The following is a 23,815-nucleotide window of genomic DNA, read 5'->3' as shown; positions in this document are numbered from 1 at the left end:
CGCGCCGTGACGAGGCGGAGAGTCCGCGTCACGGCAGATAGTATGAACGCGATGTCAGGCCGCCCGCACGCCCGCAACGAAGGTGCTGACCTCGTTCTCCAGTGATTGCAGCTTCTGCGACAGCCGGCCGCTCGATTGCAGCACGAGGCCCGCGGCCTGGCCCGTTTCCGCCGTGGCGTCGGTGACACCGGAGATGTTCTGCGAGACCTGGTCGGTGCCGGACGCCGCCTCCTGCACGCTGTGGGCGATCGCCTGCGTCGCGGCGCCCTGCTCCTCGACAGCGGCGGCGATCGACGAGGAGATCTCGTTGACCTCCATGATGGTCTTGCGGATGCTCTCGATGTTGCCGACAACCTGGTTGGTCTCGGCCTGGATCGCGGTGATCTGCGCGCCGATCTCGTCGGTCGCCTTCGCGGTCTGGCTCGCCAGCGATTTCACCTCGCTCGCGACCACGGCAAATCCCCTGCCGGCCTCGCCGGCGCGCGCCGCTTCGATGGTGGCGTTGAGCGCGAGCAGGTTGGTCTGCGAGGCGATCTGGTTGATGAGGTCGATGACCTCGCCGATCTTGTGCGCGGCGACGGCCAGCCCCTGCACGGTGTCGTTGGTGCGCTGACCGTCCGCGGCCGCCTTGTCGGCCACGTTTGCAGCCTGCGCGACACGCTGGCTGATCTCGGTGATCGAGGACGACAGCTGGCCGGCGGCGGACGCCACTGTCTGCACATTGCTCGACGCCTGCTGGCAGGCGGTCGCGACGAAGCTTGCGCGGTCTGTCGCCTTGTTCGCGGTCTCCGACATGCCTTGCGCGGCCTGCTGCATCGCGCGCGCCTCGGTGAAGACGTCGCGGACGACGGCCTGAACGCTCGCCTCGAACTTGCCGGCGAGATCGGCCATCGTCTTGCGTTTCTCGTCGTCGGCCCTCTGCTTGGTCTCCTGCTGCTCGGCATGCATGCGGCTCACCGCCGACGCATTGTCCTTGAACACGGCAAGCGCCTTGGCGAGCCCGCCGACCTCGTCGCTGCGGCCGGTGTAGGGCACCTCGAACGCGCTGTCGCCGGCGGCGAGCCGCTCGGTCAGCGCGGTGATGTTCGCGAGCGGCCGGGTCACGCTGCGGCCGATCACGAAGGAGCAGGCCAGCACCAGGACCAGGACGGCCAGACAAATGTAGGCGAATGTCGTCGCATTCTGGCGAAAAACGGCATCGACGTCGTCGAGATAAATGCCGGTACCGATGATCCATCCCCAGGGCGCAAAGCCCTTCACATAGGAGATTTTTCCGACCGGCTGCTCGAAGCCCGGCTTCGGCCAGAGATAGCTGTAGAAGCCGGCGCCCTGCTTGTTGACGACGTCAACGAAACCCATGAACAGCGCGTTGCCGGCAGGGTCCTTCATGCCAGAGAGATCCTTGCCGTCGAGCTCGGGCTTGATCGGGTGCATGACCATCTTGGGGGCCATGTCGTTGATCCAGAAATACTCGACCTTGTCATAACGCAGGCTCTTGATCGTTGCGATCGCGGCGGCCTGCGCCTGCTCGCGCGGCAGCTTCCCCTCGCTCTCGAGCGTCTGATAGTGCGCCAGGATGCCGTAGCCGACATCGACCATGTGCTGCGTCTTGGCCTGGCGGTCGGCGATCATCTGCGCGCGCAGGGTCGAGAGCGCGATCGGCGCAAGAGCGATCATGCCGAGGAGGCTGATGCCGACAATCAGGACCAGCTTGAAACTGATGCGGGAGAAAAACATCGGTGCTCGCAAGAATTGGAAGGTCTGATATGCCAGTTTATCCCGCACCCCTTAGCGAAGCTTTAAGCATTCGGGTTCCCCAAATCGCCGCAAAATTGCGTCGGTGGCCGCCGGCGTACTGCGTGCGGCTTGGCAGGCCGGCGAGGCTTGGCTGCATCCGGGATCCCGGCTCTTTAGATCTAGAAGACCTCGATATCGCCGCTCCAAGCGTTGACTTGCGGTCGGCTCTGGCGGAACGATCGGCGCAGATCATCAGCGCCAGCTGTGGCGTGAGCTGCAAAGGCCAGAGGCTCAATGCATCAATCGACATATGGCAAGTCCCTCGACCTTCCCGCGCTGTGCGCGGCGGAGCGGCTCTTCATCTGGGGATTTCGGGCCAAGGCACGCAGCGGAAGCGCCGTTCCGACCGCGGCCGATATCCAGCAAGTGTACGACCACTTTCGCGTCGGCGACGCCGTGCCGTCGCTGGAATCCATCATCGAGATCTTCGCTTGCACGGCGCATACGGCCATCGAAGTTCATTGCCCGACCTGTCCGAAGATGTCCGACAGCGAGCATGGAATCTTGCGGGCGATCGCCGCGGCACAGCAGGAACGCATCGACGTCGCGCGCGAGCAGTTCGAGAGCTGGCTGCCGCCGGTCGGTGCCGATTGGGCTCTCGCGCCCGTGCAGGGGCTTGCAACGATCTTCCGCATGGCCGGCCTCATTCTGCCCGACCGACACGTTCAGTCTTTCGACCATGACCGGACGATGGCGATGAAGAGCTGGCTGGTCGGAAGTCCCACGCTGCACTGACGGGATCGTTCATGCTCCACGATACGTGTGGTTCTGCGCCAGTCGAAACAGCCGGCCAGCCGCGGCTCTGTCCGCTCCAGGCCGCGCTTGCGGCGCGTCCCTGCGTCGAGAGCTACGATGAATTTTCCCGCGTTGCGCTGTCGCTGTTCCGATTCATCGGAGCGGCCTATACGACCGGCGCCTCCGATTGCTGGGAAGCGGCCTATCGCTTCGCCGACGAGGCGTCGGGCATCGCCGACAGTCCGCTGCTGGTGGCGCGTGCTGCTGCGCTCGTCAGGATCCTGCGCAGCGGCCGGCCGTGCGAACTGTGCTTCATGCCGCCCTCGTGCCGGCGCCTCTCGCAGGACGAGGCGGAATTGATGCGACTGCTGGCGGTCGCGCGCCGCAACCAGCCGGGCGAACTCGAATCCATCGTTTGCCAGTTCGTCGGGAACGAGAACGAGATCGCGACAACGCGGGCCGTCAACGCGCTTGCCTTGTGCTGACGCTTTGATGGGTTCTAGTCGCATCTCAAGCGACCTTGCGCTATCAACGTCCTCATGGAGACGCAGTGCTCGATGCCCTCCATAAAACCTCCAGACGGCCCCAGGGATCACCACCGCTGGGGTCGTCGTTTTGCGGCCTGACCTAACCGCCCTTCTTGCCGAGCACGAGATCGATGGTGTGAGCCGCGATCTTGCGCAGCTGCGGCTCGTCGCCGAAGGCACGTTCGAGCACGCCAAGGCCGCGCGTCACCGTGATGATGTGCAGCGCTGCGGCCGCGGGATTGCCATTGAACTCGCCGCGCTCTGCGCCTGCCGCCAACGTCTCTTGAACCAGCATGGTGATGCGCGAGATGAGGCCCGCAAAGGCCTGACGCGCGTCTTCATCCAAGCCCTCCCCTTCGGCCGCGCCGAGCTCCATCAATCCGCGCGTGGTCGGACATCCCCGCGGTGGCGAGCCCGAGCGGAAGTTGGTGATGGTCAGGTCGAAAAACGCGGTGAGGCGTTTTCGCAATGAGCCCGCGCCGAGCGCCTTTTGCAGGGCGAGGAGATAATCGCCCGCATAACGCTCATAGGCCTGGAGGAACAGCGCCTCCTTGCTGCCGAAGGCATTGTAGAGGCTGCCGCGCTGAACACCGGCATCGCGCGCGATGTCCGACAGCGACGTGCCGCGCACGCCCTTGCGCCAGAACTGGTCGAACGCGATACGCAGGACGTCGTCGTGGTCGAACTCGCGCGGCCTCAAATCCTGCTCCTCTGCCCGGCAAAAGTATTTGACACGACGTCAATAACGTGTTTTCTCGACATCGTGTCAAAAACTAATTGGGATTGATAGCCCGTTCCGTCAATGGGCCCAACGGCCGGCGCTTGCGTGCGCCCTGGCCGATCGGGCCCGCATGCCAAAAGGGACCCGCCCATGCCTCTCCTTCACATCTCGATGCGCGCCGGCAAACCGGAAGCCTATCGGCAGGCGATCCTCGATGGTTTGTACCTCGCCATGCGCGAGGCGCTGAACGTGCCCGAGGGCGACGAGTTCATGACCATCAGCGAGCATGACGCCTCGAACTTCCGCTGCGGCAATGCCTATGGCGTCAAACGCAGCGACGACGCCGTGCTGATCCAGATCACTGTGTTCGCATCGCGCACGGCGGAGCAGAAGAAGGCGCTGTACCGGCGGATCGCGGAGCTTCTCGGCGAAAACCCGGGCATCCGCTCCGAGGACGTGTTCGTCAACGTGCTCGACGCCCCCGCGGAGAACTGGTCCGTCGGAAACGGCATCGCGCAATTTGCGTGAAGTGAGGGGCGTGCTTCTGGCGTGATCGCTTGCTTCACCCACCCGCAATACACGCCTCCATGATCCCGTCGAGCTCGGCCTTCGAGAGCACGCCGAGTTCGGCGATGAATACGATCCGCGCGCGCGGCACGCCCGGTGCCGGCGCATCGCCGGGCGCGAGCGTCGCGCGGCCGGCGGCGAACTGAAACACCATCTGGCGCCCGGGTTGCTCGACGGTCTCGAACAGGCCTTTTGCGCGCGCAAGCTTTGGCGCCAGGCGGCCGATCGCCTGCTGCAGGCGCGGCAGCGACAGCGGCTGGTCCGAGGTCCAGCTCAGCGTCTCGAAGCGCTCCTCGGACGGCCGTCGTGGTCCAGGGTCGCGCGGCGCGGGCGCACGATTGACAGCCGCGGGAAACAGCAGCACGGACGGAATCTCGCCGTGCCTGGCATCGACCACCACGGCGGGGACGCGTTGCGCGCGGATGGCTTCGCGCATGCGGGCGCCTGCGCCCTCGTCCGCCAGGTCGAGCTTGCTCAGCGCCACGATATCGGCGACGCGCAGCTGCGACCGCATCAGCGCATCATCCAGAGCCGCCGGCAGCGTCGCCGCATCCATCACGCAGAGCACGGTTTCCAGCGGCGCCTCGCGCAGGATCACGGGGTCCATCAGGTTGCGGACGATGTCGGCGGGATCGGCGACGCCGCTGGTCTCGATGACGATATATTCGGGCTTCGGATCGCGCCGAAGCAGCGTCGAGAGCGTGCGCAGGAGATCGCCTTCGAGCGAGCAGCAGATGCAGCCATTGGCGAGGCTGACCACGCCGTCGCTCGCACCCGCGATCAACTCCGCGTCAATGTTGATCGCGCCGAAATCGTTGACGATTGCCGCGATACGCCGTCCCTCCGCGTTCGCCAGCAGATGGTTGACGACCGTGGTCTTGCCCGCCCCCAGAAAACCCGTCACCAGGAGAATGGGGACCGGCATGGGATCAGCCTTCGACGACGGGACGGCGCACGGGGCGGCCGGGCCGCGCTGCCACGTCCAGCACACCATCGCTGATCAGCGGCTGGCCGCTGACGATCAGATGCCGCACGCCTTCCGACGGACGGTTCATCGCCGTGAAGGTCGCGCGGTCCGAGAGCTTCTCGTAGTCGAACACGACGATATCGGCATCGGCGTCCATCGCGAGCCGGCCCTTGGCGCGCATCGCCGGCGTGCTCTGCGACAGGATCTCTGCGGGGATCAGCGCGCATTTGCGCACGCCTTCCAGCAGCGACACGGTCTTGCGCTCGCGCACCCATTCGCGGATGAATTTCGTGAAGCAGCCGGCCGAGCGCGGATGCGAGGTGGCATCATCCGGCAACGGCCAGGCATCGCCGGTGTAGGTCTTGCCGTCCGACGTCGTCCACGGCATCGCATCGGACGCGATCGCGCCGCCGGGATACAGCACCGACATATCGAGCAGATCGCGATGATGCGCATTATTGTCGATATCGAGGATGTGCCAGAGCACCAGCGAGGACGGCTCTTCGGCCTGCGCCTTCAGCAGCTCCTCGCGATCGCGGAAGCGGTGACCGTCGGTCACGCGCTGCACTGAGTCATAACCGGTGCCGTTGCGCTCGACGAACTGGGGATCACTGAAGAAGGCCGCTGCCAGCACGGTCGAGCCGGTGCCGTAGGGATAGGCCTCGACCGTGATGGGCAAGCCCTGCGCCTGCGCCTTCTCGACCAGCACGCGGCAGCGCTCGATGTCGGTCTTGCTCGACGAGTTGAAATGGCAGATGTGCATGTGCGCGCCGGTGGCGCCGGCATAGCCGATCAGGCGGATATAGGCTTCCGCCGCACTTTCGGGGTCGACGCGCGACATGTAGGCGACGTGGGTGAAGGTCGGCACGTCCTGCCTCGCCGCGAGCTGGCAGACCGCGGTCAGCTCCTGCACGCCGGCACCCGGCGCATAGGCGTTCAGGATGCCGATGCCGATGCCGCCTTCGTTGAGGCCGCGCGAAAGACGCTCGAGGATGCCGGCGACCTCCGCATCGCTCGCCACGTTGTCCATCCAGCGGCGATCGCGCATGGCGTTGCCGAACGCCTCCAGCGAGCTCTCCGCATTCGAGCCGGTCATCGCACCGATGCGCGCAAAGGCCCAGTTGGTGGCGGCGCCGTAGTTCAGCACGCGTCCCTTCCGCGCCTGGCGCTCATACCAGGAGGCGACCGGCAGCACGCCGGCCTCGAGATCGAGCGTCGTCGTCACGCCGTCGAACGCCTGCATGCGGTCGGCCGGGATCGACTGGCCATGCGCGTGGAGGTCGATGAAGCCCGGCGCGACCACGAGCCCTGTCGCGTCGATCACCTGCTCGGCGCCGCCGAGGCCCGTGCCGACCGCGGCGATCTTGCCGTCCATCACCGCCACATCGCCAATGGCATCCATCCCGCTCGCGGGATCCACCACCCGGCCGCCAGAGATCACCAAGCCGCTCATGTCAAAACTCCGCATGCTATTGCCAGAACCTCCGAAGGCCCGGCAGCAGCTCCGGAGGCGCGGAGCGCATAGTGCAGATTTTGGGGAGAACGACTACCGCCACTGATGCCGATGCTGCATGCGCTCGCGACCTCGCGGCATGTCTTGCCCGAAGGGCAACGGACCAACAAGCCTCCGGTAGAACGATGGAAAAGATCGCTATAAGGTTGCCGTCGCGGCAGGTCGCGTTGCCTGCGTCGGGATCATCGGCCAAGTGTGTCGTGCAAGGGGGCGAAATGTCTGCAATGTCAAATCAGGGCCTGCGCATCGGCTGCAGGGCAGCTTTGATCATCTTCATCGTCGTCTCGGCGGCAAGCGCGTTTGCGGCCACCCCACAAGACCTGAACGATTGTCAGGACAGCACCGATGTCCCGCGCATGATGGCAGCGTGCAGCAGCCTCTCCCAGGACGCCAGACTACCTCCCGGTGCAAGATCCATGGCATTGCTCAAGCATGGCTTCGGAAATTTTGCACTCGGCAACATGGATGCGGCTCAAGCCGACTTCACCGAGGCGGTCAGGCTCAACCCGAAGAACAACTACGCTCATCACGAGCTGGGACTGACCTTGGCCAAAAAGGGCGACACCACACGCGCAATCGCTTCTCTCACCGAGGCCATCAATCTTGATCCCTCAGGTGCCGCAAGCCGGTTCATTCGCGGGCAGATTTATATGTCCGAGGACAGGCTGGACGAGGCGATCCGGGATTTCACCGATGCCATCAGGCTTGGACCCGACAAGAACACCACCTTTGCCAAAGACCAGGAGGTGAGTCGTCCGGAGGCCGATCGCGTCGCGACTGACTACTACGCGGCCCGGGGAGATGCGTACTATCGGAGAGGCGATTTCAGGGATGCCGCTTCGGACTATGACCGGGAGGCGCGGTTTTCCGATCCCGATGGCTACGGCGTGATTTGGGGATCGGTGGCGCGGATGCAGGGACGATCTGCCGATGCGGGCATCGCGCTGTCTGCTGCACTCGACAAGGGCCAGCTCAGGGATTGGCCGAGAACCGTTGGCGAATTGCTCGTCGGCCGGATCACTCCCGCCGCAGCCCTGGCTTCGGCCAGGAATTCAGATCAAACCTGCGAGGCGCACTATTACGGTGGGATTGTTCAGCTCAAGGCCAACGACACAGTCGCGGCCCGGAACGAGTTTGCGGCCGCGCGAGACGGATGCCCGACCTCGTTTCGAGAGTATCGTGCCGCCATTGCCGACCTGAAGCGATTGCAGGCGCAGTGATCGCAGAGGCGGAGAAAGCGACCGGCAAAATCCTGCGCGAGGAATTTCTCGTTCCGCTCAAACTGACACCCTACGCGATCGCGGCCGCCCTGAACGTGCCGCGCACCCGGATCGGGCACATTGCGCGCGAGGAAAAGCCCGTCACGGCCGATACTGCGCTGCAGCTCGGAAAATTCTTCAAGACTGGCGCTGCGTTCTGGATGAACATTCAGACGCGCTTCGATCTGGAAACGGCCGTCGGCGTGATTATCGACACCCACGAGCACACCGGCATGGCCGAGATCCTTATGAAGAGAGAACACCGAGTTCGATGGTATGCCCTGGGCGAGAAGATCACCTTTAACTCCGCCGAGATCGCCTTCGCCTGCAACATGTTTGCTAGCGACTTGGCGTCGAAGCTACCGACCTTGCCCACCGCGGCCGTGCCATCGACTACGGGGGCAATCGCTGCTCAGCGATTACCTGAACCGGCGGAAAGGCAACGCAATCTGCCACGTCGAACAGCACTTCCATGCTTCGATCAAACGATCGCGCAAAAGCAATCGCGTCATCACGCCGCTCATCGGCGATGCGCAAGCCGAGCGTACAATGCGGCGTCCATGCCCCGGGCCGGTAATGAGGGCGGCAATGCGCCGGGTCGATTGCGGCGCTGACGGAGCTGTGGATGCGGGTTAGCGCCTCATTGGAGTTCGGCTCCGCCCAGAGAACGAGAGGCGAGCCTGCGAACCAACGAATCCGTTTGAACTCGATGCGAAATTGCGCTTCGCCAGCGACGGCCGCCAGCATGGCCGCCCATGCTATCTTTTCGTCGATCGCAGGCGAGTCGTAGATCGCAAATGTAAAATGTGGCCGGTAGCCAAGGGTGCGCATCGAAGGCTCGACTTCGAACGCTACGACCTGATCCCACAGCCACTCGATCTCACTTGCTGAATTGTTATCGGCTCGAACGTTGATCGCCAATGCCACAAGCGCTCACCCAGCGGGGGGAACAATCAAATCGAGATCAAGGGAAGGTAGCTTCAAGGCAATGGCGCTCCCTAGGGGAATCGAACCCCTGTTTCAGCCTTGAGAGGGCCGCGTCCTAACCGCTAGACGAAGGGAGCGTGAGGGACAGGACATAGCCGCGAAATTTGCCGACGGCAAGCCTCGATGGGGTACGAAAATCCCGGATATGCACGGTCAATGCGGCTCAAGCTTAATTGCGGGGCAGGCCGCCGCGCCCCGCGAAACTGCCGGGAACACTCACGGCTGCTTCAGTTTCTCGATCGCCGCAGCGCCGGCGGCCGGCTCCAGGCGGAACAGGCCCGCGCCCGCAAAGGCTGATTTGAACGGCGAAGAGGACCGGATCTGCTGGCCGCTGCTGCCGGCGAAGGCCTGGTTGAGGAGGTCCTGGCCGATGGCGCCCGTCCGCTGCGTCCCGACGCCGAAATAGTAGGTCTTGCCGGCCTCGACGGGGACCTCGACCTCATAGTCCGTCATCGACATCTTCATGTGGGAGGCGATCTTGTGGACGCCCGGCGGCCGGTCGACGAAGAAGAACGTCCCCATGTCGACCTTTCCGACGGACTTGCCGTCGATCAGGATTTCCGACGAGGCTGCCATTCCGCCCATCGCGCCGAAAATGCCCTTCTCGCGCAGGAAATAGAGCCTTGCGTTCCGCGAGCCCGTTGGCTTGGCCTGCGCCGCGGGTTGTTTGGCCGGTGCGGCAAGTCCAGCCTGCCTGGCTGGCGCTGTGGGCTGCCTGGCCGGCTCTGCGAGCGCCGCAAATCCAGCGCATCCGTACGTTCCGACAACGAGTGCAATTGCGACGACGCGCGACTTGATACGTCCCATTCCCAGTCCCAGCCCAACTTCCCAAGCCCAAGAGCTAAATCAGAAGTTGCGCGGCAAGACAAACTGGACCGGAGAACGATCAACAGCCGCGGCCGGCCCTACGGCTCATTGGCAAATTTCAGCTTTCCGGCCGGCTTCAGGGTGTGGGCGTCGAAGGTGCGGATCTCGATGACGCCGCCCACGTCCAGCGTGACCACGAGGCGGTCGCCGGCGACCCCGGTCGAGACGATCCTGGCGCCCTTGGGCAGGGCGGCGGTGACGTCACCGGCCATTTCGGACGCCCTTCCCTCCGACTTGAAAAGGCGGTAGCCCACCGCAATCAGGACGGCGCAGATTGCCAGCGCCGTGGTCAACCCCGCGATCAGCATCATCCGCCGCACCCGCGCGAACAGCGCGGCCTGCTCGGGGCTCGGTTCGGGAACAGCGGTATCAGACGTCGTCATGGATAGCTCAGGCTCTGCGCAAAGGTTGGAAGTTGTCGTCGCCGGCGACGAGGGCTCGGCTCGGCTTGACCGCGTGCTGGCGGCGCACCTCACCGACCTGTCGCGATCGAGGCTGAAAGCCCTGATTTTGGCGGGCGCGGTGAGCCTCAAGGACGCCGCGATCCGCGACCCCGCTTATCACGTCACATCCGGCGATACGATCACAATCGACGTGCCGGAGGCGGCCCCGCCCGAGCCCAAGGGCGAGGATATCGCCCTCGACATCGTGTTCGAGGACGACGACATCGTCGTCCTCAACAAGCCGAAGGGCCTCGTCGTGCACCCCGCGGCCGGCCACGAGACCGGCACGCTGGTCAACGCGCTGATCGCCCATTGCGGCGGCTCGCTCTCCGGCATCGGCGGGGTACGCCGGCCCGGCATCGTGCACCGGCTCGACAAGGACACGACCGGGCTGATGGTGGTCGCCAAGAACGACCTCGCCCATGCCTCGCTCACCGCGCAATTCGCCGACCACGGCCGGACGGGCGCGATGCGCCGCGGCTACATGGCCTTCGCCTGGGGGCTGCCAGGACGCCACCGCGGCACCGTCGATGCGCCGATCGACCGCCACCCGTATGCGCGCGAGAAGATGGCGGTGCGCCAGGGCGGCCGCGAGGCGGTGACGCATTGGGAGCTTCTGGAGAGTTTTGCGGGGCGTGACGGCAAGCCGATCGCCTCCCTGCTCGCCTGCGAACTCGAGACCGGACGCACCCACCAGATCCGCGTCCACCTCGCCCATATCGGCCATCCCCTGATGGGCGACGCCGTCTATGGCCCGCACTTCAAGACCAAGGCGAACCACCTCGGCCCGGAGTCGCAGGCGACTCTGGCCACGCTTGGACGGCAGGCCCTGCATGCCTATTTGCTGGTATTGGAGCACCCGAGAACCGGAGAATTACTCCACTGGGAAGCGCCTCTGCCGAAGGATTTGCTTCTCCTTCAGGGCGCTCTGAAAGCGGCGCTATGACGCAGGCCGCCTTGGAAAAGCGTTACATTACAAAAAGTTATAGCTGCCACACGGGGACGTGACGTCAGCAATCCTTCCCTTTTTGACCCCCCTTGGGGTATATTGCGCTTGCGTTGGAAATGACCAACGGAACATCGCAGCTACGGCCGGCTTTAACACAGCGGTCGTCTGCCTGGCCCGCCGCTATCGGGGGCCTGAACCTTGGAGGGCTTCATCATGGCCCGTACCGCTGCTTTGCCGGTCCTCAATGGAGAATCCGGCCTTTCTCGCTACCTCGCCGAGATCCGCAAGTTCCCGATGCTGGAACCCCAGCAGGAATACATGCTCGCCAAGCGTTGGCGTGAGCATGATGATCGCGACGCGGCGCACCAACTCGTCACCAGCCATCTCCGCCTCGTGGCCAAGATCGCCATGGGCTATCGCGGCTACGGCCTGCCGATCTCCGAGGTCGTCTCGGAAGGCAATGTCGGCCTCATGCAGGCGGTGAAGCGTTTCGAACCCGAAAAGGGGTTCCGTCTCGCCACCTACGCGATGTGGTGGATCAAGGCGTCGATTCAAGAGTACATCCTGCGTTCCTGGTCGCTCGTGAAGATGGGCACCACCGCGAACCAGAAGAAGCTGTTCTTCAACCTGCGCAAGGCGAAGAGCAAGATCAACGCGCTGGACGAGGGCGATCTCCGCCCCGACCAGGTGAAGATCATTGCCAAGCGCCTCGGCGTCACCGACCAGGACGTGATCGACATGAACCGCCGCCTCGGTGGCGACGCGTCGCTCAACGCTCCGATCCGCGATGACGGCGAAGCCGGCGAATGGCAGGACTGGCTGGTCGACAACACGCCCAACCAGGAAGCCATGCTGGCGGAGCACGAGGAGTATGACGAACGCCGTGACGCGCTGAACGGCGCCATGGGCGTGCTCAACCCGCGCGAACGCCGCATTTTCGAGGCTCGCCGCCTCGCCGATGAGCCGATGACGCTGGAAGACCTTGCCGCCGAGTTCGGCGTGTCGCGCGAGCGCGTCCGCCAGATCGAAGTCCGCGCCTTTGAAAAGGTGCAGGCCGCGGTCAAGGGCACGATCGCACGGGCGGAACAGGCCGCACTGGAAGCCGCGCACTAAGCGGGCTTTCGCGGTAGATATTGGCGGATCGACAAGAGGCAGAAAGCCGGCGGCAACGCCGGCTTTTTTGTTTGTGGCGATGCTCTGTTTGAGTGATCCGCCGTGCCTTCTCTGCGCGATGCGACGCGCGCCGTACCTCCACACTCGCTGTCGTGCCCCGGCTTGAACCGGGCGATGACAGCGGTGGTTGTGGCGGAAAGTCTTACCAAGTGAGATCGCCATCACAGTCTCCTTCCCCTGGCCGACATAGAACCGGGCTTGCCTTGAACCCGCGCGTCCGGTCAACCGACCCAGAATGATCGGGCCGGCGGCCTCAACTGAACGGACACCAACCGTGTCGATCATCCTGCAATCCACCGTCGGCGGCTTCTCCGCCCAGTTCATGCGCAAGCTGCCGCTGGTCGAGCAAGCGATGCGCGAGCACGGGCTCGATCCCGCGGAGTTCGTCATCTCCAAGGACTATGCCTCGACCGCGACGATCCCGCTCATGGGCCCGTTCTTCTATAATTACAGCGTGTTCTTCGGCGACGAATAATTCACCGTCACCGAGCCGAACGACATGGTGTTCCTGGACTACTTCTTCAAACGCGTGCTGGCGTCGGACGGCCCGCCGGAATTGCCACGGCGGCCGGGATTGATGCGGCGGCTGTTCGGATGGATGGCGCAGCCGGTTTAGCTCGTCATTCCGGAGCGCGTCATGGATGCTTCCCGCTCAATCGTCCTTGTCGATCACGCTTGCCGCAGGACGCTTGCTGATGTATGTGCTGCCGCCCGGCGCGATATCGCGCCTTTGTTGTTCAGCGCAACCAAGGGAGGCGGCATGAAAAGTAGATCGATACGTTCTGACCGCCGACCTCTTTGATCGGCAATCGGTCATAAGCTGAACGCCGCTTCGCGGCTGTTCTCCATTCATTGCATCTGGCTGCGAGGGGCGCGACGCAACAAGGCGTCGCGCCGTGTCGTCATGTATTTGCGGTTCGTTACACCGCTCATCCACCCGCACAGTCGCGTGGAGAGCGGCTTCTTTCGTGCGTCCTGGTATGTCCAGCGAAACAACTGTCCGGACTGGATCCGGCATGAGCTCTCGGACCAGTTCAATTGGTTCGCGCAGCATCTGCCGCTTCCTGGACGCATCGCGCGTCACTTCAAGCGGCGCGATTCGATCTGGGGCATTTGCTGGTTCGATCCTCAAGCCCGCGAGGCTGTCAGCCGCGCGCGCTACTGCGCTTGGCTGCTCGAGGAGGGTGGCCTGCCGGTGCGCACGATTACAACCTCGCGCCAGCGCGAAGTGATCTGGCGCGACGCGCACCAGATCGTCACGAAGCCTTCCGCCGATCTTCCCAAGGCATTCCCCTGAGCCTGGGAAGACCGGTGGACTTGGGATGGCGATGAGAGCCGATAGCGATCGCTCTCGATGGCCGTCCGGCACCGGAGGTTTCGGCCTTTGGTTGCCGGACGCGCCTGCTCGTCACTCCCCCCAAATCCGCGCCAGCGTCGCGAGCCAGCAGCCTTCGCAATAGCGGGCGTCCTTGTAGTCGATCCAGTTGTGCGCATAGACGTGGTCGAGCGGGATGCCGTAGCGCGCGCGCAGCACCTTCACGAGGATCTTCCAGGCCGCGACCTGCGCCTCGGTCGGGCCCGCGGTGACATCCGGATAGTTGCCGGCGAACTCGACGCCGATCGAGTTGTCGCGCACCACCTGGCGATAGGTCGATCTGTTGTCGATATACTTGTTGTCGTTGCGGTTGGCGCCGTCGCCATGGGTCGGCACGAGATTCTCCGCAACCGCCCAATAAACCGTGCCGTCGGTCTCGACCCACACGGTGACGCCGCGGCGCGTCGGGTTCTTCGATTGCTCCGCCGCGCCACCGCGCGCCGAGCCTGCCGGCCCCTCGGTCTGGTGCACGATGATGTTGCGCCAGGGATGGGCGTCGCGGACATCGCCCCATGGCGCGAGCCAGACCATTTTCAGGCCGGGAATGTCAGGCGTGCCGGAGACGCGCGCGATCTTTGCGAGCTCGGCATCCGTCGCAGCGGCTGGGGTCAACAGAAGAAGGGCGGCGAAAAAAGCCGCGGGCAGGCGGAGGATCATCATACGGGTCCAAGGCGGGCCCAAATCCTAGCAGGCTTCATGCGAATTTGCGCGTGGCCTCGCCGAGCCCGGGCCGCTCAGGCGAGAGCGGCGGAGCCGGATCGTAGACGGCAAAGTCGTTCTTGCCGTTTTTCTTGGCGTCATAGAGGGCGTGGTCGGCATGGGCGATGAGGCGGTCCGGAAACTGGCCGATGCCGCGGTCCCATTCGGCAACGCCGATCGAGATCGCGATCGGGATGTCCCTGGTTGTACAGGCCGCGGCGTCCTGGCGGCAGACCTCAAGCACGCGGCGGGCGATCGCGGCAGCCTCGCGCAGGGACGAGGACGGCAGCACGACGCAGAACTCGTCGCCGCCGGTGCGGGCCAGCATGTCGCCCGGCCGCAGCCGCGTTTGCGCCATCAGGGTGAAGTGCCGCAAGCAGGCATCGCCCGCGGCGTGACCATGGGAGTCATTGATGGCCTTGAAGCCGTCGAGATCGATCACCAGCAGCGAGAACGGCTCGCCGCCGCGCTCAGACCGGGCGCATTCCTCGGACAGGCGCTGCAACAAATGGCGCCGGTTGGCGACGCCGGTGAGATCGTCGAGCAGCGCGAGGTCGGCGACCTCGTTGCGCAGGCGATCCATCGCCATCAGCAGGAAGCCGAAATTGAGCGTCATCGACAGGAACAGGAGGCCCAGCACCATGACGCCATGAGCCTGACCGCCGGCGCGCGCCGAGAAATCGTGGCCGAGCAGATTACCCAGCGTGCGAACCGCAAAGATCCCGATGATGGTGAGGATGACGATGCCGGACAGCCGCGCGCCCGGGCTGACGCGGCCCTCCGGCGGCGCAAGGAGCAGACGCAGCGCCAGCACCAGCGGCAAGGCCTGGCCGAGCGTGTAGCTGAGCATGCGCAGCTGCATGTGCTCGAAGCCGACCATGAAGAACACGACGCCGGCGAGGCTTAGCACCCCCGTTGCGGCCATGACGCGCCATGAGACCGGCCGGTCATAGAAGCGCTGAATGCCCATGGCGGCGAGGCAGCTCGCCGCGATGATACCGGCAGCGCCGACAAGAAGCGGCAGGGGAGAGGCGACGAACAGGCGGACTAGGGCCGTCATCGCGCCGGCGGCGCCGACGAACGACGATGCCATCCAGAACCGCGCGGCCGCAAATTTCGGATAGGAGCGCGTCACGTAGGCCCAGATCAGGCCAAGCGCCAGGAAGTTGACGACGAAGACCGTCCAGAGTGTCGGTACGTTCAGCATGGCGCGTGCGGCACGCGCAGCGTCGCACCCCCCATCTCTGGCAGCCGTTCGTCCATGACCCTTCCCCGCGTTCTTGCGGAGAAGAATGCGCGGATTGCACTTAACGGAACCTCACTGCGATCTGCGAAAGCTCGCCCTTGGTTTTGGATTCATGAACAGTGCGCCGCGATTATCGGATCATTAGGCATGTCGCGGTCTCCCTGCGCGGCCACGCCGATGCGCATCGCGATGCGGATTCGTGGGCAAAAATCACCCGAAAACGCATCTGAGCTGTGGATAACGTAATGACACAGATGTGACAGCACGGGGCAGCCGCCCGCGAATCTGCTGAGTTTGTGGTCGAGGATGTTGCGAGGCTGGCCCTCCGCCGAGCATCCCTCGTGTCGCGTTTAACCATGAACCCTTGAGAGGATACTATGGCTAAGAAAGCGAAGAAGGCGAAGAAGGCGACGAAGAAAAAGGCCAAGAAGGCCGCCAAGAAGAAGTAGCCAGCATGTTCTTTGCCCGGGTGGAGCCTCGCTCCGCCCGGGCGTCGGGTAAGGTCGAGAGAGTTTGAGGATGGCGGGCGCAAGGCCCGCTTTTTTATTGGCCGCACTCTGCTGCGGCGTCTCCCCGCAAGCGGGGAGAGATGAAGGAGAAGCCTAGCGCTCCGCAAACGCCAGCTTGGCACCAAGCGCCGCAAAGCCGGCGGCAAAGCTGCGGCGCAGCCAGGCCATGACACGCGGGCGGGAGATGACGCGATCGCGTACCGACGCCGCACAGAGACCGTAGAGGACGAACACCGCAAAGGTCATAGCCATGAAGGCGCCGCTCAATTCCAGCATCCGCGCCAGCACATGGGCTTCATCCACCGCAATGAACTGCGGCAGAAAGGCCAGGAAGAAGATCGATAGTTTCGGGTTGAGGATGTTGATCAGGAAGCCGGTGACGATGACGCGGCGGCTCGACCGCTCCTTGATCTCGCCATCGACCGCGAGCGCTCCAGTCTCACGCAGCGCCTGCCAGGACATGTAGAGCAGATAGGCGACGCCGCCCCATTTCAGCGCGGCAAAGGCGAGCGCGCTGGTATGCAGCACCGCGGCAAGCCCAAGCATCGCAGCTATCATGTGCGGCACGATTCCGAGCGTGCAGCCGAAGGCGGCAGCGATGCTCGCGCGCGAGCCGCGGGTCAGCGCCGCAGCCAGGGTGTAGAGCACGCCGGTGCCGGGCGAGGCGACGACGATGAGCGAGGTAAGCAGGAAGGACAAGGTCATGGGCAGACCCTATCACCGCGCCTCACGGCAAGAAAGCGAGCCCCCGGATCAATCGTCAGGACAGCTGCGCGAGCTCGGCCTCGCGGAGCACGTCGAGCGGAGCCCACGGCTTGGCCCAGAATTTTGCGCCGTCGGGTAACGGCTGCGCCAAGGGACGGCCGGAGGTGACGACGATATCGAGCTTTGGATTGCGGTCCTTGGCGACGTGCGCGAGCTCGACCCCGGTCATGCGCCCCGCAAGCTGGACGTCCGTCAGCATCAGACAGAGCGCGCCGGCGCTTCTGTCGAGCACCCGCTGGGCAGCCTCGGCGCTGTCGCACTGGATGACCTGGTAGCCGCTCTCCTCCAGCAGAAGACTGAGCATCTCCCGTTGCATGACGTCGTCTTCGACGATCAACGCCGTGGCGCGAAATGGTTCTGCCTGTCCCATGGGGCTGCTCCAGTGCTTGCTTGCGTAACCTATGTTAAGGAGCCAGTTCGCCAGTGGTTCAGTTCCATCATGAAAAATGTAGATCATAGGTCCACACGACCGGCTTGACGGGGGGACATCATGACTGCCATTCGCGGCGCCGCCGCCATCACGGGAGCGGCGAGCGGCATTGGCCGCGCGCTGGCGATCGAGCTCGGAAGTCGCGGCTGCGATCTCGCGCTCGCCGACCGCGACGAGGCCGGATTGAAGACGCTCGCCGCCGAGATCGGTGCCGCACGCAAGGTCAGCGTGCATCGCGTCGACGTCAGCGAGCCCGGCGACATCGCTGAGTTCGCGCGTGATGCGATCGCGGCGCATCCCGCGCTCGGCATCGTCATCAACAATGCCGGCGTGGCGTTGATGGGATCGTTCGAGGAGATCGACCAGGCGCAGATGGAGTGGCTGTTCGACATCAATTTCTGGGGCGTGGTGCACGGCACGCGCGCTTTCCTGCCGCACCTGAAGACGCTGGCAGAGGCGCACATCGTCAACGTCTCCTCGATCTTCGGCATCATCGCGCCGCCGGGACAGTCGGCCTATGCCGCCGCCAAGTTCGCGGTGCGCGGCTTTTCCGAGAGCGTGCGGCACGAGCTTGCGATCGCGGGCAGCCCCGTAAAACTGTCGGTGGTGCATCCCGGCGGCGTCGCCACCGCCATCGCGCGCAATTCGCGCACCGGGGTCGGCGTCACCGACAATGCGCGCCGCGCGCAATCGATCGAGCGGTTCGAGAACGCGGCAAAGACCACGCCGAAAGACGCCGCGCTGCGCATCATCAAGGGCATCGAGAACAACCAGCCCCGCATCCTGATCGGCAACGACGCCCGTTTCATGGACTTGTTGCAGCGCTTCCGCCCCGGCACCTATTGGGCGCCGTTGCAGCGGAAGCTGGAGAAGATGTCGAAGGGGACGGCGAAGTAGGCGTGACGCGACGGCATCGCCGCTGCGTGCTCCGCTGTCGCCACACCACCGCTGTCATGCCCCGGCTTGACCGGGGCATCCAGTACGCCGCGGCTTCTCGGTTCTAGCCGCGCCTCCTCTGGAATACTGGATCGCCCGCCCCAGTGCGCAAGTGCGCACAAGGCGGGCGATGACACCGAGTATGTGGTCACTGCCCCGCCAGCCGGTCCGCAAAATAGCCGATCGTCTTGCGGTAGATCACCGCCCTGTTCCACTCCCGCATCGCCTCGAAATTGGCGGTGCCTTCGCCGTAAGGCTGGCCCATCTTGAAGCCGCTGGTGTGAAGCAGGTTCGCGGTCGAGGCGAGCACGTCGGGCACGCTGTGGCGCAGATCGACGTGGCCGTCGCCGTCGAAATCGACGCCGTATTTGATGTAGGACGACGGCAAGAACTGGGTCTGGCCGATCTCGCCGGCATAGGCGCCAATGAGGTCGCGCAGCGGCAGGTCGCCGCGCTGCACGATCTTGAGCGCGGCGAGCAGCTCTCCCTGGAACAGCTCGGTGCGGCGGCAATCATGCGCGAGCGTGGCGAGCGTGCGGATCACCGGCAGCTTGCCGATGTCGCCCTTGCCGAAATCGCTTTCCAGCCCCCAGATCGCGACCAGGATATAGCGGGGCACGCCGAACTGCTGCTCGATGCGCGAGAGCAGCGCCGCGTGGCGCTGCAACAGTGCCTTGCCGCCATTGATGCGGCCAGGGCCGACGCGGGTCGAGACATACTGTTCAAAGCTCTTGTTGAAGGTGTAGCGCTGGCGCCGGTCGAAGGCGAGCACCGCGCCATCCTGGGCGATACCGCTGAAGGCCGCGCTGGTCACGCTCGCCGAGACGCCGGCTCCTTGCGCCTCCGAGCTCATGCTGGCGACGAAGCTGTTGAAGTCGCCGCCGCAACGCGCGGCCTGCGCCGATCCGCCGGCCAGACAGAGGATGAAGGCGGTGGCCAGGGCGAGTCTCGACATGCGGGAAAATCCTTTGAAGAATGAACGCGGAAGCGCGCGATCATGCCCGGGAACCGGATTCGCGTCAAAGCGGCAGATCCTCGCCAGAACCGATCGTCAGAACCGATCGTATCTTGGCCGCGACAAATGAATTGCGCTCGCCCCGTCCCCAACCGATCGAGATCACCATGCCCATTCCGCACCGGATGCTCGCTGTCCTCGCCCTGCTCTCCTTCACCGCCACGGCCGCCGCCGCGCAGACCCGCGATGTCGCAGGCAGCCGCGACTATCCCGGCATCGGCCGCTTCACCGGCAGCGTCATCACCGGCTACGTGGTGAAGGATTTTGACGCGGCACGGATGCAGGCGGCCGCCTTTAGGGACGGCCAGCCGGCTGATGCGCGGCGGCTCGAAGGCCGCATCTTCCGCATCGCCTATCGCACCAATCCCGGCCCCTCGATCCTGGAAGTGTCGCGCAATTTCGAGACGCAGCTTGCGAAAGCCGGCTTCGAGACCTTGCTCGCCTGCGACACCGACGCCTGCGGTGCCATTCCCTTCACGGAAAGCATCGACACGCTGCCGGTCCCGCAGATGTGGGTCGACGGCTTTAACTACCGCTATTTTTCCGGCCGCAAGACCGAAGGCGGGCGCGAGACCTATGCCAGCGTCATCGTCAGCCAGAACAACCAGGACATTTATGCGCTGGTCACAGTCGCCGAGCTCGGCGCGATCGCGAACAAGATGGTCGATGCCGCCGCTATGGCGAAGGGTCTTGGCGAGACCGGCCACGTCGCGCTCTACGGCATCTATTTCGATACCGACAAGGCGGTGCTGAAGCCGGAGAGCCGCCCGACGCTGGAGCAGATCGCAAAGCTGCTGACGAGCCAGCCGCAGCTCAACGTCTTCATCGTCGGCCACACCGACAGTCAGGGCGCTTACGAATACAATCTCGATCTCTCGAAGCGCCGCGCCGAAGCGGTCGCAGCCGAACTCGTGAAAAGCTTTCGGATCGCGCAGACGCGGCTGCGCACCGCCGGCGTCGGATTGCTGGCACCAGTCGGTTCCAACGCTACGGACGCTGGCCGCGCGCTCAACCGGCGCGTGGAGCTGGTAGCACCGTGACGGCCTCACTCATCTTCCCACCTGCGCTCCGAGTATCTGTTGAATGGCGTTATCGGTGGAGAAGTGGCTCGTCGTAGCGGAACTCGCCACGTGTACGAGGCGAGATGTGCAACCGCGAACATGGAACTCGTTCGCACAATGGAACACAACCTGTGCACGCGGACGGAAGACGTGCAGGCGAACGCGCTTTTTTACAAAGCACGCACCTCTTCGTTGCGTTGCGAGAGCAGGAAATATGAACAAAGTGATTTGGCCATCCAAACAATTGCTTTGATGCGCATCAAAACCAGACATCGCGACGAGCGCATATCTGACGCGCTCGATGCGACATCACAGCGTCAACGATTTGCCTTGCCACGCTTTGGCGCAAGTTATAGTCTTCTATTCTAGGTTGTCGCCCCGCCAGCCCCGGGCGACGCTGAGGACCAAAAATAAACGGCGGGCTTTGCGGCCCGCCGTTTATTGAGCGAAGGGTCTCATCGGATTTTACGAAGCGCCGGACGCATCCGAACATCCAGCAAACGGACTTCATCGATCGATTGCGCAGCCGATACCGCCGCGACAGGTCCGTGTGACCACCGGAAAACCCGCCAAAGTCATTTGACTATAGCGCCCTGATCGACGACAAGCCCGCCATGGCCAAAAAACCTGGAACCAATCCCAAGGGCGAGTTCGCCTTTTTCAACGTCTTCTACGAAGACGGCTCCCAACGCTCCAACCGGCGCGTGCCTGCGGAGCTGCTCGGAGGCCTGGACGGCGACGAGCCCGCGCGCGGCTTCATCATGGAGCAGGACCGCGAGATCGCGGAAAAGTCCGGCCGCCCGCCGCTGGCAATCAAGACCCTCGACCGGGTCGGCGCGAAGAAGAAGTAGGCTCCGCCCGACTTGCGAAGCGTCGGCACAAATAGAAAACGGCGGGCTTTCGGCCCGCCGTTTTCGTTTGGATGAATGCCCGGGACTGGCCCGGGCACGACGATCCGAATTAGTTGTCGAGGAACGACCGCAGTTTCCGGCTCCGCGACGGATGCTTCAGCTTGCGCAGCGCCTTCGCTTCGATCTGACGGATACGTTCGCGGGTGACCGAGAACTGCTGGCCGACTTCTTCCAGCGTGTGGTCGGTGTTCATGCCGATGCCGAAGCGCATGCGCAGCACGCGCTCTTCGCGCGGCGTGAGCGAGGCGAGCACGCGCGTCGTGGTCTCGCGCAGGTTCGACTGGATCGCGGCGTCGATCGGGAGGATCGCGTTCTTGTCCTCGATGAAATCGCCGAGATGTGAATCCTCTTCGTCACCGACCGGCGTCTCCAGCGACAGCGGCTCCTTGGCGATCTTGAGGACCTTGCGGACCTTCTCCAGGGGCATGCCGAGCTTCTCGGCGAGCTCTTCCGGGGTCGGCTCGCGGCCGATCTCGTTGAGCATCTGGCGCGAGGTGCGCACGATCTTGTTGATCGTCTCGATCATGTGCACGGGGATGCGGATGGTGCGCGCCTGGTCGGCGATCGAGCGGGTGATCGCCTGCCGGATCCACCACGTGGCGTAGGTCGAGAACTTGTAGCCGCGGCGGTACTCGAACTTGTCGACCGCCTTCATCAGGCCGATGTTGCCTTCCTGGATCAGGTCGAGGAACTGCAGACCGCGGTTGGTGTACTTCTTAGCGATCGAGATCACGAGACGGAGGTTGGCTTCCACCATCTCCTTCTTGGCCTGGCGTGCCTCGCGCTCGCCCTTCTGCACGGAGTGCACGATCTTGCGGAACTCGACGATCTCGAGGCCGGTGAGCGCGGCAAGCTGGTGCACCTCGTGACGGAGGTCCTTGATCCGGTCCTTCTCGATATGGACGAAGTTCTTCCAGCCCTTGGCCGAGAGCTTCGAGACACGGTTGAGCCAGCGCGGATCGAGCTCCGAGCCGGTGTAGTTGCGCAGGAAGTCCTCACGCGCGACGCCATGGCTGTCGGCAAGGCGCATCAGGCGGCCCTCGTGCGACACGAGGCGCTTGTTGATGTCGTAGAGCTGCTCGACCAGTGAGTCGATGCGCGCCTGGTTCAGGCGCAGCGACTTCACCTCGACGATGATCTCGTCCTTCAGCTTGCGGTATTTGCGTTCCTGGTGCGGCGACAGCGAGGGCCCGTGCGAGGTGCTCTCGAGCTGGTTCTGAATGTCCTGCTCCTGAAGCTTGCGCAGCTTCTTGTAGCTGTCGGCGATCTTGTCGAAGATCTCGACGACCTTCGGCTTGAGCTCGGCCTCGATGGCCGCGAGCGACATCTGGTTCTCGAACTCGTCGTCCTCGTCCATGTCGGCTTCGGCGGCGGCTTCGCCCGGATCCTTCTCGCCTTCGCCGGCATTGCCGGGCGCAGGCGCGGCGCGGAACGGGGTCGGCGACGGCGGCGCGGCGGGCGGCGCGACATGCGCCGGCGCAGCTCCGTTCACGGCTGCGACCTCGCCGCCTTCGGCGGACGCTTCACCATTCTCGCCGGTCGGACCGCCGATCATCGCGGTGTTCATGCCGCCCTTGGCGTCGGGCCCGGCATAGGTCGCTTCGAGATCGATGATGTCGCGAAGGAAGATTTTGCCTTCGTTGAGCTCGTCGCGCCAGATGATGATGGCCTGGAAGGTCAGCGGGCTTTCGCAGAGGCCTGCGATCATCGCCTCGCGGCCGGCCTCGATGCGCTTTGCAATCGCGATTTCGCCTTCGCGGGACAGGAGCTCGACCGTACCCATCTCGCGCAGATACATGCGCACGGGATCGTCGGTGCGCTCGCCCGGCTCGCTCTTCTTGACCTCGGTGACGGCCTTCTGGGTGACCTCGACGAGTTCGTTGTCGGTCTCGTCCTCGCCGCCCTCGTCCTTGTCCTCCTCGCCGTCGCTATCGTCGGCTTCGGTGACGTTGATGCCCATGTCCGAGAGCATGGACATGATGTCCTCGATCTGCTCGGGGGAGGTCTGGTCGGACGGCAAAACTTCGTTGAGCTGATCGAAGGTCACGAAGCCGCGCTTCTTGGCCTGCTTGATCATCTTCTTCACGGCCGCGTCGGACAGATCGAGCAACGGCGACGGCGCGTCCTGGGAGTCCTTCTCCGGCGCGTCCGCTGCCTTGTCGTCCTTTTCTTTGTCCTTCGCCTGCAGCGTCTTTGCCTTGGTGGCCATCCATTGCTCCTAAACGCGCTTCATGCAGAAGGCCGAACGGCCCGCCCGCCTGAATTCACTTGAACCTGTTGTTCGACGCTCTCGCTTCGTCACATCGCGACACGGAAAGGGCGGCGCGGATATCTCTCGCCACCCCGACCTTTTCTCTCGCCGG

General features: G+C 64.2%; 25 protein-coding genes, 1 tRNA gene and 1 pseudogene. 13 read left to right on the top strand and 14 right to left on the bottom strand.

Annotation, left to right across the window (positions count from 1 at the left end; all coding sequences use genetic code 11):
* Nucleotides 1-54: 54 nt before the first annotated feature.
* Nucleotides 55-1,737, bottom strand: a complete 1,683-nt coding sequence (locus ABIB99_RS28445; protein WP_063985467.1) for a methyl-accepting chemotaxis protein — start codon at nt 1,735-1,737, stop codon at nt 55-57.
* A 294-nt stretch (nt 1,738-2,031) separates the two neighbouring features.
* Here ABIB99_RS28445 and ABIB99_RS28440 point away from each other — a divergent pair, with 294 nt between their 5' ends.
* Both ABIB99_RS28440 and ABIB99_RS28435 read left to right on the top strand, forming a co-directional pair.
* Nucleotides 2,032-2,532: a hypothetical protein gene (locus ABIB99_RS28440; RefSeq protein ID WP_063985468.1), complete on the top strand. Its 501-nt coding sequence runs from the start codon at nt 2,032-2,034 to the stop codon at nt 2,530-2,532.
* A gap of 11 nt (nt 2,533-2,543) precedes the next feature.
* Nucleotides 2,544-3,017 carry a hypothetical protein gene (locus ABIB99_RS28435; RefSeq protein ID WP_063985469.1) on the top strand — a complete coding sequence of 158 codons (474 nt, stop codon included), beginning with the start codon at nt 2,544-2,546 and terminating at the stop codon, nt 3,015-3,017.
* 142 nt (nt 3,018-3,159) lie between these two features.
* Here the strand turns inward: ABIB99_RS28435 and ABIB99_RS28430 are convergent, their stop codons facing one another.
* Nucleotides 3,160-3,759, bottom strand: a complete 600-nt coding sequence (locus tag ABIB99_RS28430) for a TetR/AcrR family transcriptional regulator (RefSeq protein WP_063985470.1) — start codon at nt 3,757-3,759, stop codon at nt 3,160-3,162.
* Between the two features lie 171 nt (nt 3,760-3,930).
* Between ABIB99_RS28430 and ABIB99_RS28425 the strand changes: the two genes are divergently transcribed.
* Nucleotides 3,931-4,308 carry a tautomerase family protein gene (locus tag ABIB99_RS28425; RefSeq protein WP_063985471.1) on the top strand — a complete coding sequence of 126 codons (378 nt, stop codon included), beginning with the start codon at nt 3,931-3,933 and terminating at the stop codon, nt 4,306-4,308.
* Nucleotides 4,309-4,342: 34 nt separating this feature from the next.
* Here the strand turns inward: ABIB99_RS28425 and ABIB99_RS28420 are convergent, their stop codons facing one another.
* Together ABIB99_RS28420 and ABIB99_RS28415 are read right to left on the bottom strand one after the other, a co-directional pair.
* Nucleotides 4,343-5,272, bottom strand: coding sequence for a CobW family GTP-binding protein (locus tag ABIB99_RS28420; protein WP_063985472.1), 930 nt, complete (start codon nt 5,270-5,272; stop codon nt 4,343-4,345).
* Between the two features lie 4 nt (nt 5,273-5,276).
* Nucleotides 5,277-6,767 carry an amidohydrolase family protein gene (locus tag ABIB99_RS28415; protein ID WP_354178573.1) on the bottom strand — a complete coding sequence of 497 codons (1,491 nt, stop codon included), beginning with the start codon at nt 6,765-6,767 and terminating at the stop codon, nt 5,277-5,279.
* Between the two features lie 185 nt (nt 6,768-6,952).
* Between ABIB99_RS28415 and ABIB99_RS28410 the strand changes: the two genes are divergently transcribed.
* On the top strand, nt 6,953-8,047 hold the full coding sequence (locus tag ABIB99_RS28410; RefSeq protein ID WP_084795304.1) for a tetratricopeptide repeat protein: 1,095 nt from the start codon (nt 6,953-6,955) through the stop codon (nt 8,045-8,047).
* Nucleotides 7,981-8,271: pseudogene (locus tag ABIB99_RS28405) on the top strand (HigA family addiction module antitoxin); the annotation flags it as partial. The gene ABIB99_RS28410 and the pseudogene ABIB99_RS28405, both read left to right, overlap by 67 nt.
* Nucleotides 8,272-8,479: 208 nt before the next feature.
* On the opposite strand, the gene ABIB99_RS28400 reads toward ABIB99_RS28405, so the two are convergent.
* The 4 genes from ABIB99_RS28400 to ABIB99_RS28385 form a co-directional block, all read right to left on the bottom strand.
* Complete coding sequence (locus ABIB99_RS28400; RefSeq protein WP_231145435.1) at nt 8,480-8,917, bottom strand: 2'-5' RNA ligase family protein; 438 nt, start codon at nt 8,915-8,917, stop codon at nt 8,480-8,482.
* Between the two features lie 158 nt (nt 8,918-9,075).
* Nucleotides 9,076-9,150, bottom strand: a tRNA-Glu gene (locus ABIB99_RS28395).
* Between the two features lie 139 nt (nt 9,151-9,289).
* Nucleotides 9,290-9,880, bottom strand: a complete 591-nt coding sequence (locus ABIB99_RS28390; RefSeq protein WP_354178570.1) for a DUF2846 domain-containing protein — start codon at nt 9,878-9,880, stop codon at nt 9,290-9,292.
* A gap of 98 nt (nt 9,881-9,978) precedes the next feature.
* Nucleotides 9,979-10,323, bottom strand: a complete 345-nt coding sequence (locus ABIB99_RS28385; RefSeq protein WP_063985478.1) for a hypothetical protein — start codon at nt 10,321-10,323, stop codon at nt 9,979-9,981.
* Between ABIB99_RS28385 and ABIB99_RS28380 the strand changes: the two genes are divergently transcribed.
* The 4 genes from ABIB99_RS28380 to ABIB99_RS28365 all read left to right on the top strand — a co-directional run bounded on the left by ABIB99_RS28380 (nt 10,322) and on the right by ABIB99_RS28365 (nt 13,802).
* The gene (locus tag ABIB99_RS28380) at nt 10,322-11,329 is read left to right on the top strand and encodes an RluA family pseudouridine synthase (protein WP_063985479.1); all 1,008 of its coding nucleotides are present in this window, start codon (nt 10,322-10,324) and stop codon (nt 11,327-11,329) included. The two genes, ABIB99_RS28385 and ABIB99_RS28380, sit on opposite strands and share 2 nt — an antisense overlap.
* Before the next feature lie 216 nt (nt 11,330-11,545).
* Nucleotides 11,546-12,445, top strand: coding sequence for an RNA polymerase sigma factor RpoH (rpoH, locus tag ABIB99_RS28375; RefSeq protein ID WP_014492123.1), 900 nt, complete (start codon nt 11,546-11,548; stop codon nt 12,443-12,445).
* Nucleotides 12,446-12,779: 334 nt separating this feature from the next.
* Nucleotides 12,780-12,980, top strand: coding sequence for a hypothetical protein (locus ABIB99_RS28370; protein WP_354178567.1), 201 nt, complete (start codon nt 12,780-12,782; stop codon nt 12,978-12,980).
* Between the two features lie 474 nt (nt 12,981-13,454).
* A complete protein-coding gene (locus ABIB99_RS28365; protein ID WP_223153852.1) occupies nt 13,455-13,802 on the top strand; it encodes a hypothetical protein in 348 nt (115 codons plus the stop codon).
* A 111-nt stretch (nt 13,803-13,913) separates the two neighbouring features.
* On the opposite strand, the gene ABIB99_RS28360 is transcribed toward ABIB99_RS28365, so the two are convergent.
* The 4 genes from ABIB99_RS28360 to ABIB99_RS28345 all read right to left on the bottom strand — a co-directional run bounded on the left by ABIB99_RS28360 (nt 13,914) and on the right by ABIB99_RS28345 (nt 17,469).
* Nucleotides 13,914-14,540, bottom strand: a complete 627-nt coding sequence (locus ABIB99_RS28360) for a peptidoglycan recognition protein family protein (RefSeq protein WP_063985481.1) — start codon at nt 14,538-14,540, stop codon at nt 13,914-13,916.
* A gap of 34 nt (nt 14,541-14,574) precedes the next feature.
* Nucleotides 14,575-15,786, bottom strand: a complete 1,212-nt coding sequence (locus ABIB99_RS28355; protein ID WP_354178564.1) for a GGDEF domain-containing protein — start codon at nt 15,784-15,786, stop codon at nt 14,575-14,577.
* A 641-nt stretch (nt 15,787-16,427) separates the two neighbouring features.
* Nucleotides 16,428-17,039: a LysE family translocator gene (locus ABIB99_RS28350; protein WP_063985483.1), complete on the bottom strand. Its 612-nt coding sequence runs from the start codon at nt 17,037-17,039 to the stop codon at nt 16,428-16,430.
* A gap of 55 nt (nt 17,040-17,094) precedes the next feature.
* Nucleotides 17,095-17,469 (bottom strand): response regulator, encoded by a 375-nt coding sequence (locus ABIB99_RS28345; RefSeq protein WP_028150703.1) that lies wholly within the window; start codon nt 17,467-17,469, stop codon nt 17,095-17,097.
* A gap of 120 nt (nt 17,470-17,589) precedes the next feature.
* Between ABIB99_RS28345 and ABIB99_RS28340 the strand changes: the two genes are divergently transcribed.
* Nucleotides 17,590-18,426 (top strand): SDR family NAD(P)-dependent oxidoreductase, encoded by an 837-nt coding sequence (locus ABIB99_RS28340; RefSeq protein WP_354178561.1) that lies wholly within the window; start codon nt 17,590-17,592, stop codon nt 18,424-18,426.
* A 187-nt stretch (nt 18,427-18,613) separates the two neighbouring features.
* Here ABIB99_RS28340 and ABIB99_RS28335 read toward each other — a convergent pair whose 3' ends face one another.
* Nucleotides 18,614-19,420: a lytic murein transglycosylase gene (locus ABIB99_RS28335; protein ID WP_063985485.1), complete on the bottom strand. Its 807-nt coding sequence runs from the start codon at nt 19,418-19,420 to the stop codon at nt 18,614-18,616.
* 167 nt (nt 19,421-19,587) lie between these two features.
* Between ABIB99_RS28335 and ABIB99_RS28330 the strand changes: the two genes are divergently transcribed.
* From ABIB99_RS28330 to ABIB99_RS28320, 3 genes are all read left to right on the top strand, one after another.
* Complete coding sequence (locus ABIB99_RS28330; protein WP_354178558.1) at nt 19,588-20,520, top strand: OmpA family protein; 933 nt, start codon at nt 19,588-19,590, stop codon at nt 20,518-20,520.
* Between the two features lie 120 nt (nt 20,521-20,640).
* Nucleotides 20,641-20,910 (top strand): hypothetical protein, encoded by a 270-nt coding sequence (locus ABIB99_RS28325; protein WP_354178556.1) that lies wholly within the window; start codon nt 20,641-20,643, stop codon nt 20,908-20,910.
* A gap of 245 nt (nt 20,911-21,155) precedes the next feature.
* Nucleotides 21,156-21,392, top strand: a complete 237-nt coding sequence (locus ABIB99_RS28320; protein WP_028150700.1) for a hypothetical protein — start codon at nt 21,156-21,158, stop codon at nt 21,390-21,392.
* 109 nt (nt 21,393-21,501) lie between these two features.
* Here ABIB99_RS28320 and rpoD read toward each other — a convergent pair whose 3' ends face one another.
* Nucleotides 21,502-23,661 (bottom strand): RNA polymerase sigma factor RpoD, encoded by a 2,160-nt coding sequence (gene rpoD / locus ABIB99_RS28315; protein ID WP_208069369.1) that lies wholly within the window; start codon nt 23,659-23,661, stop codon nt 21,502-21,504.
* Nucleotides 23,662-23,815 lie beyond the last annotated feature (154 nt).

Origin of the sequence: Bradyrhizobium sp. LA6.1 (assembly GCF_040547805.1) — a bacterium.
In the GTDB taxonomy this organism is placed as follows: Bacteria; Pseudomonadota; Alphaproteobacteria; order Rhizobiales; family Xanthobacteraceae; genus Bradyrhizobium; species Bradyrhizobium barranii.
Note: the sequence above shows the minus strand (reverse complement) of the source record. Positions and strands in the feature narration are given on the sequence as shown.

Bases quoted from the DNA above. Each gene is read 5' to 3' on its own strand.
- ABIB99_RS28320 (WP_028150700.1), top strand. From the start codon at position 21,156: ATGGCCAAAAAACCTGGAACCAATCCCAAGGGCGAGTTCGCCTTTTTC.
- ABIB99_RS28380 (WP_063985479.1), top strand. From the start codon at position 10,322: ATGGATAGCTCAGGCTCTGCGCAAAGGTTGGAAGTTGTCGTCGCCGGC.
- rpoH (WP_014492123.1), top strand. From the start codon at position 11,546: ATGGCCCGTACCGCTGCTTTGCCGGTCCTCAATGGAGAATCCGGCCTT.
- ABIB99_RS28445 (WP_063985467.1), bottom strand. From the start codon at position 1,737: ATGTTTTTCTCCCGCATCAGTTTCAAGCTGGTCCTGATTGTCGGCATC.
- ABIB99_RS28415 (WP_354178573.1), bottom strand. From the start codon at position 6,767: ATGAGCGGCTTGGTGATCTCTGGCGGCCGGGTGGTGGATCCCGCGAGC.
- ABIB99_RS28410 (WP_084795304.1), top strand. From the start codon at position 6,953: ATGGAAAAGATCGCTATAAGGTTGCCGTCGCGGCAGGTCGCGTTGCCT.
- ABIB99_RS28425 (WP_063985471.1), top strand. From the start codon at position 3,931: ATGCCTCTCCTTCACATCTCGATGCGCGCCGGCAAACCGGAAGCCTAT.
- ABIB99_RS28325 (WP_354178556.1), top strand. From the start codon at position 20,641: ATGGAACTCGTTCGCACAATGGAACACAACCTGTGCACGCGGACGGAA.
- ABIB99_RS28335 (WP_063985485.1), bottom strand. From the start codon at position 19,420: ATGTCGAGACTCGCCCTGGCCACCGCCTTCATCCTCTGTCTGGCCGGC.
- ABIB99_RS28345 (WP_028150703.1), bottom strand. From the start codon at position 17,469: ATGGGACAGGCAGAACCATTTCGCGCCACGGCGTTGATCGTCGAAGAC.
- ABIB99_RS28385 (WP_063985478.1), bottom strand. From the start codon at position 10,323: ATGACGACGTCTGATACCGCTGTTCCCGAACCGAGCCCCGAGCAGGCC.
- ABIB99_RS28435 (WP_063985469.1), top strand. From the start codon at position 2,544: ATGCTCCACGATACGTGTGGTTCTGCGCCAGTCGAAACAGCCGGCCAG.
- ABIB99_RS28360 (WP_063985481.1), bottom strand. From the start codon at position 14,540: ATGATGATCCTCCGCCTGCCCGCGGCTTTTTTCGCCGCCCTTCTTCTG.
- ABIB99_RS28330 (WP_354178558.1), top strand. From the start codon at position 19,588: ATGCCCATTCCGCACCGGATGCTCGCTGTCCTCGCCCTGCTCTCCTTC.
- ABIB99_RS28340 (WP_354178561.1), top strand. From the start codon at position 17,590: ATGACTGCCATTCGCGGCGCCGCCGCCATCACGGGAGCGGCGAGCGGC.
- ABIB99_RS28440 (WP_063985468.1), top strand. From the start codon at position 2,032: ATGCATCAATCGACATATGGCAAGTCCCTCGACCTTCCCGCGCTGTGC.
- ABIB99_RS28390 (WP_354178570.1), bottom strand. From the start codon at position 9,880: ATGGGACGTATCAAGTCGCGCGTCGTCGCAATTGCACTCGTTGTCGGA.
- ABIB99_RS28400 (WP_231145435.1), bottom strand. From the start codon at position 8,917: ATGCGCACCCTTGGCTACCGGCCACATTTTACATTTGCGATCTACGAC.
- rpoD (WP_208069369.1), bottom strand. From the start codon at position 23,661: ATGGCCACCAAGGCAAAGACGCTGCAGGCGAAGGACAAAGAAAAGGAC.
- ABIB99_RS28420 (WP_063985472.1), bottom strand. From the start codon at position 5,272: ATGCCGGTCCCCATTCTCCTGGTGACGGGTTTTCTGGGGGCGGGCAAG.
- ABIB99_RS28355 (WP_354178564.1), bottom strand. From the start codon at position 15,786: ATGCTGAACGTACCGACACTCTGGACGGTCTTCGTCGTCAACTTCCTG.
- ABIB99_RS28350 (WP_063985483.1), bottom strand. From the start codon at position 17,039: ATGACCTTGTCCTTCCTGCTTACCTCGCTCATCGTCGTCGCCTCGCCC.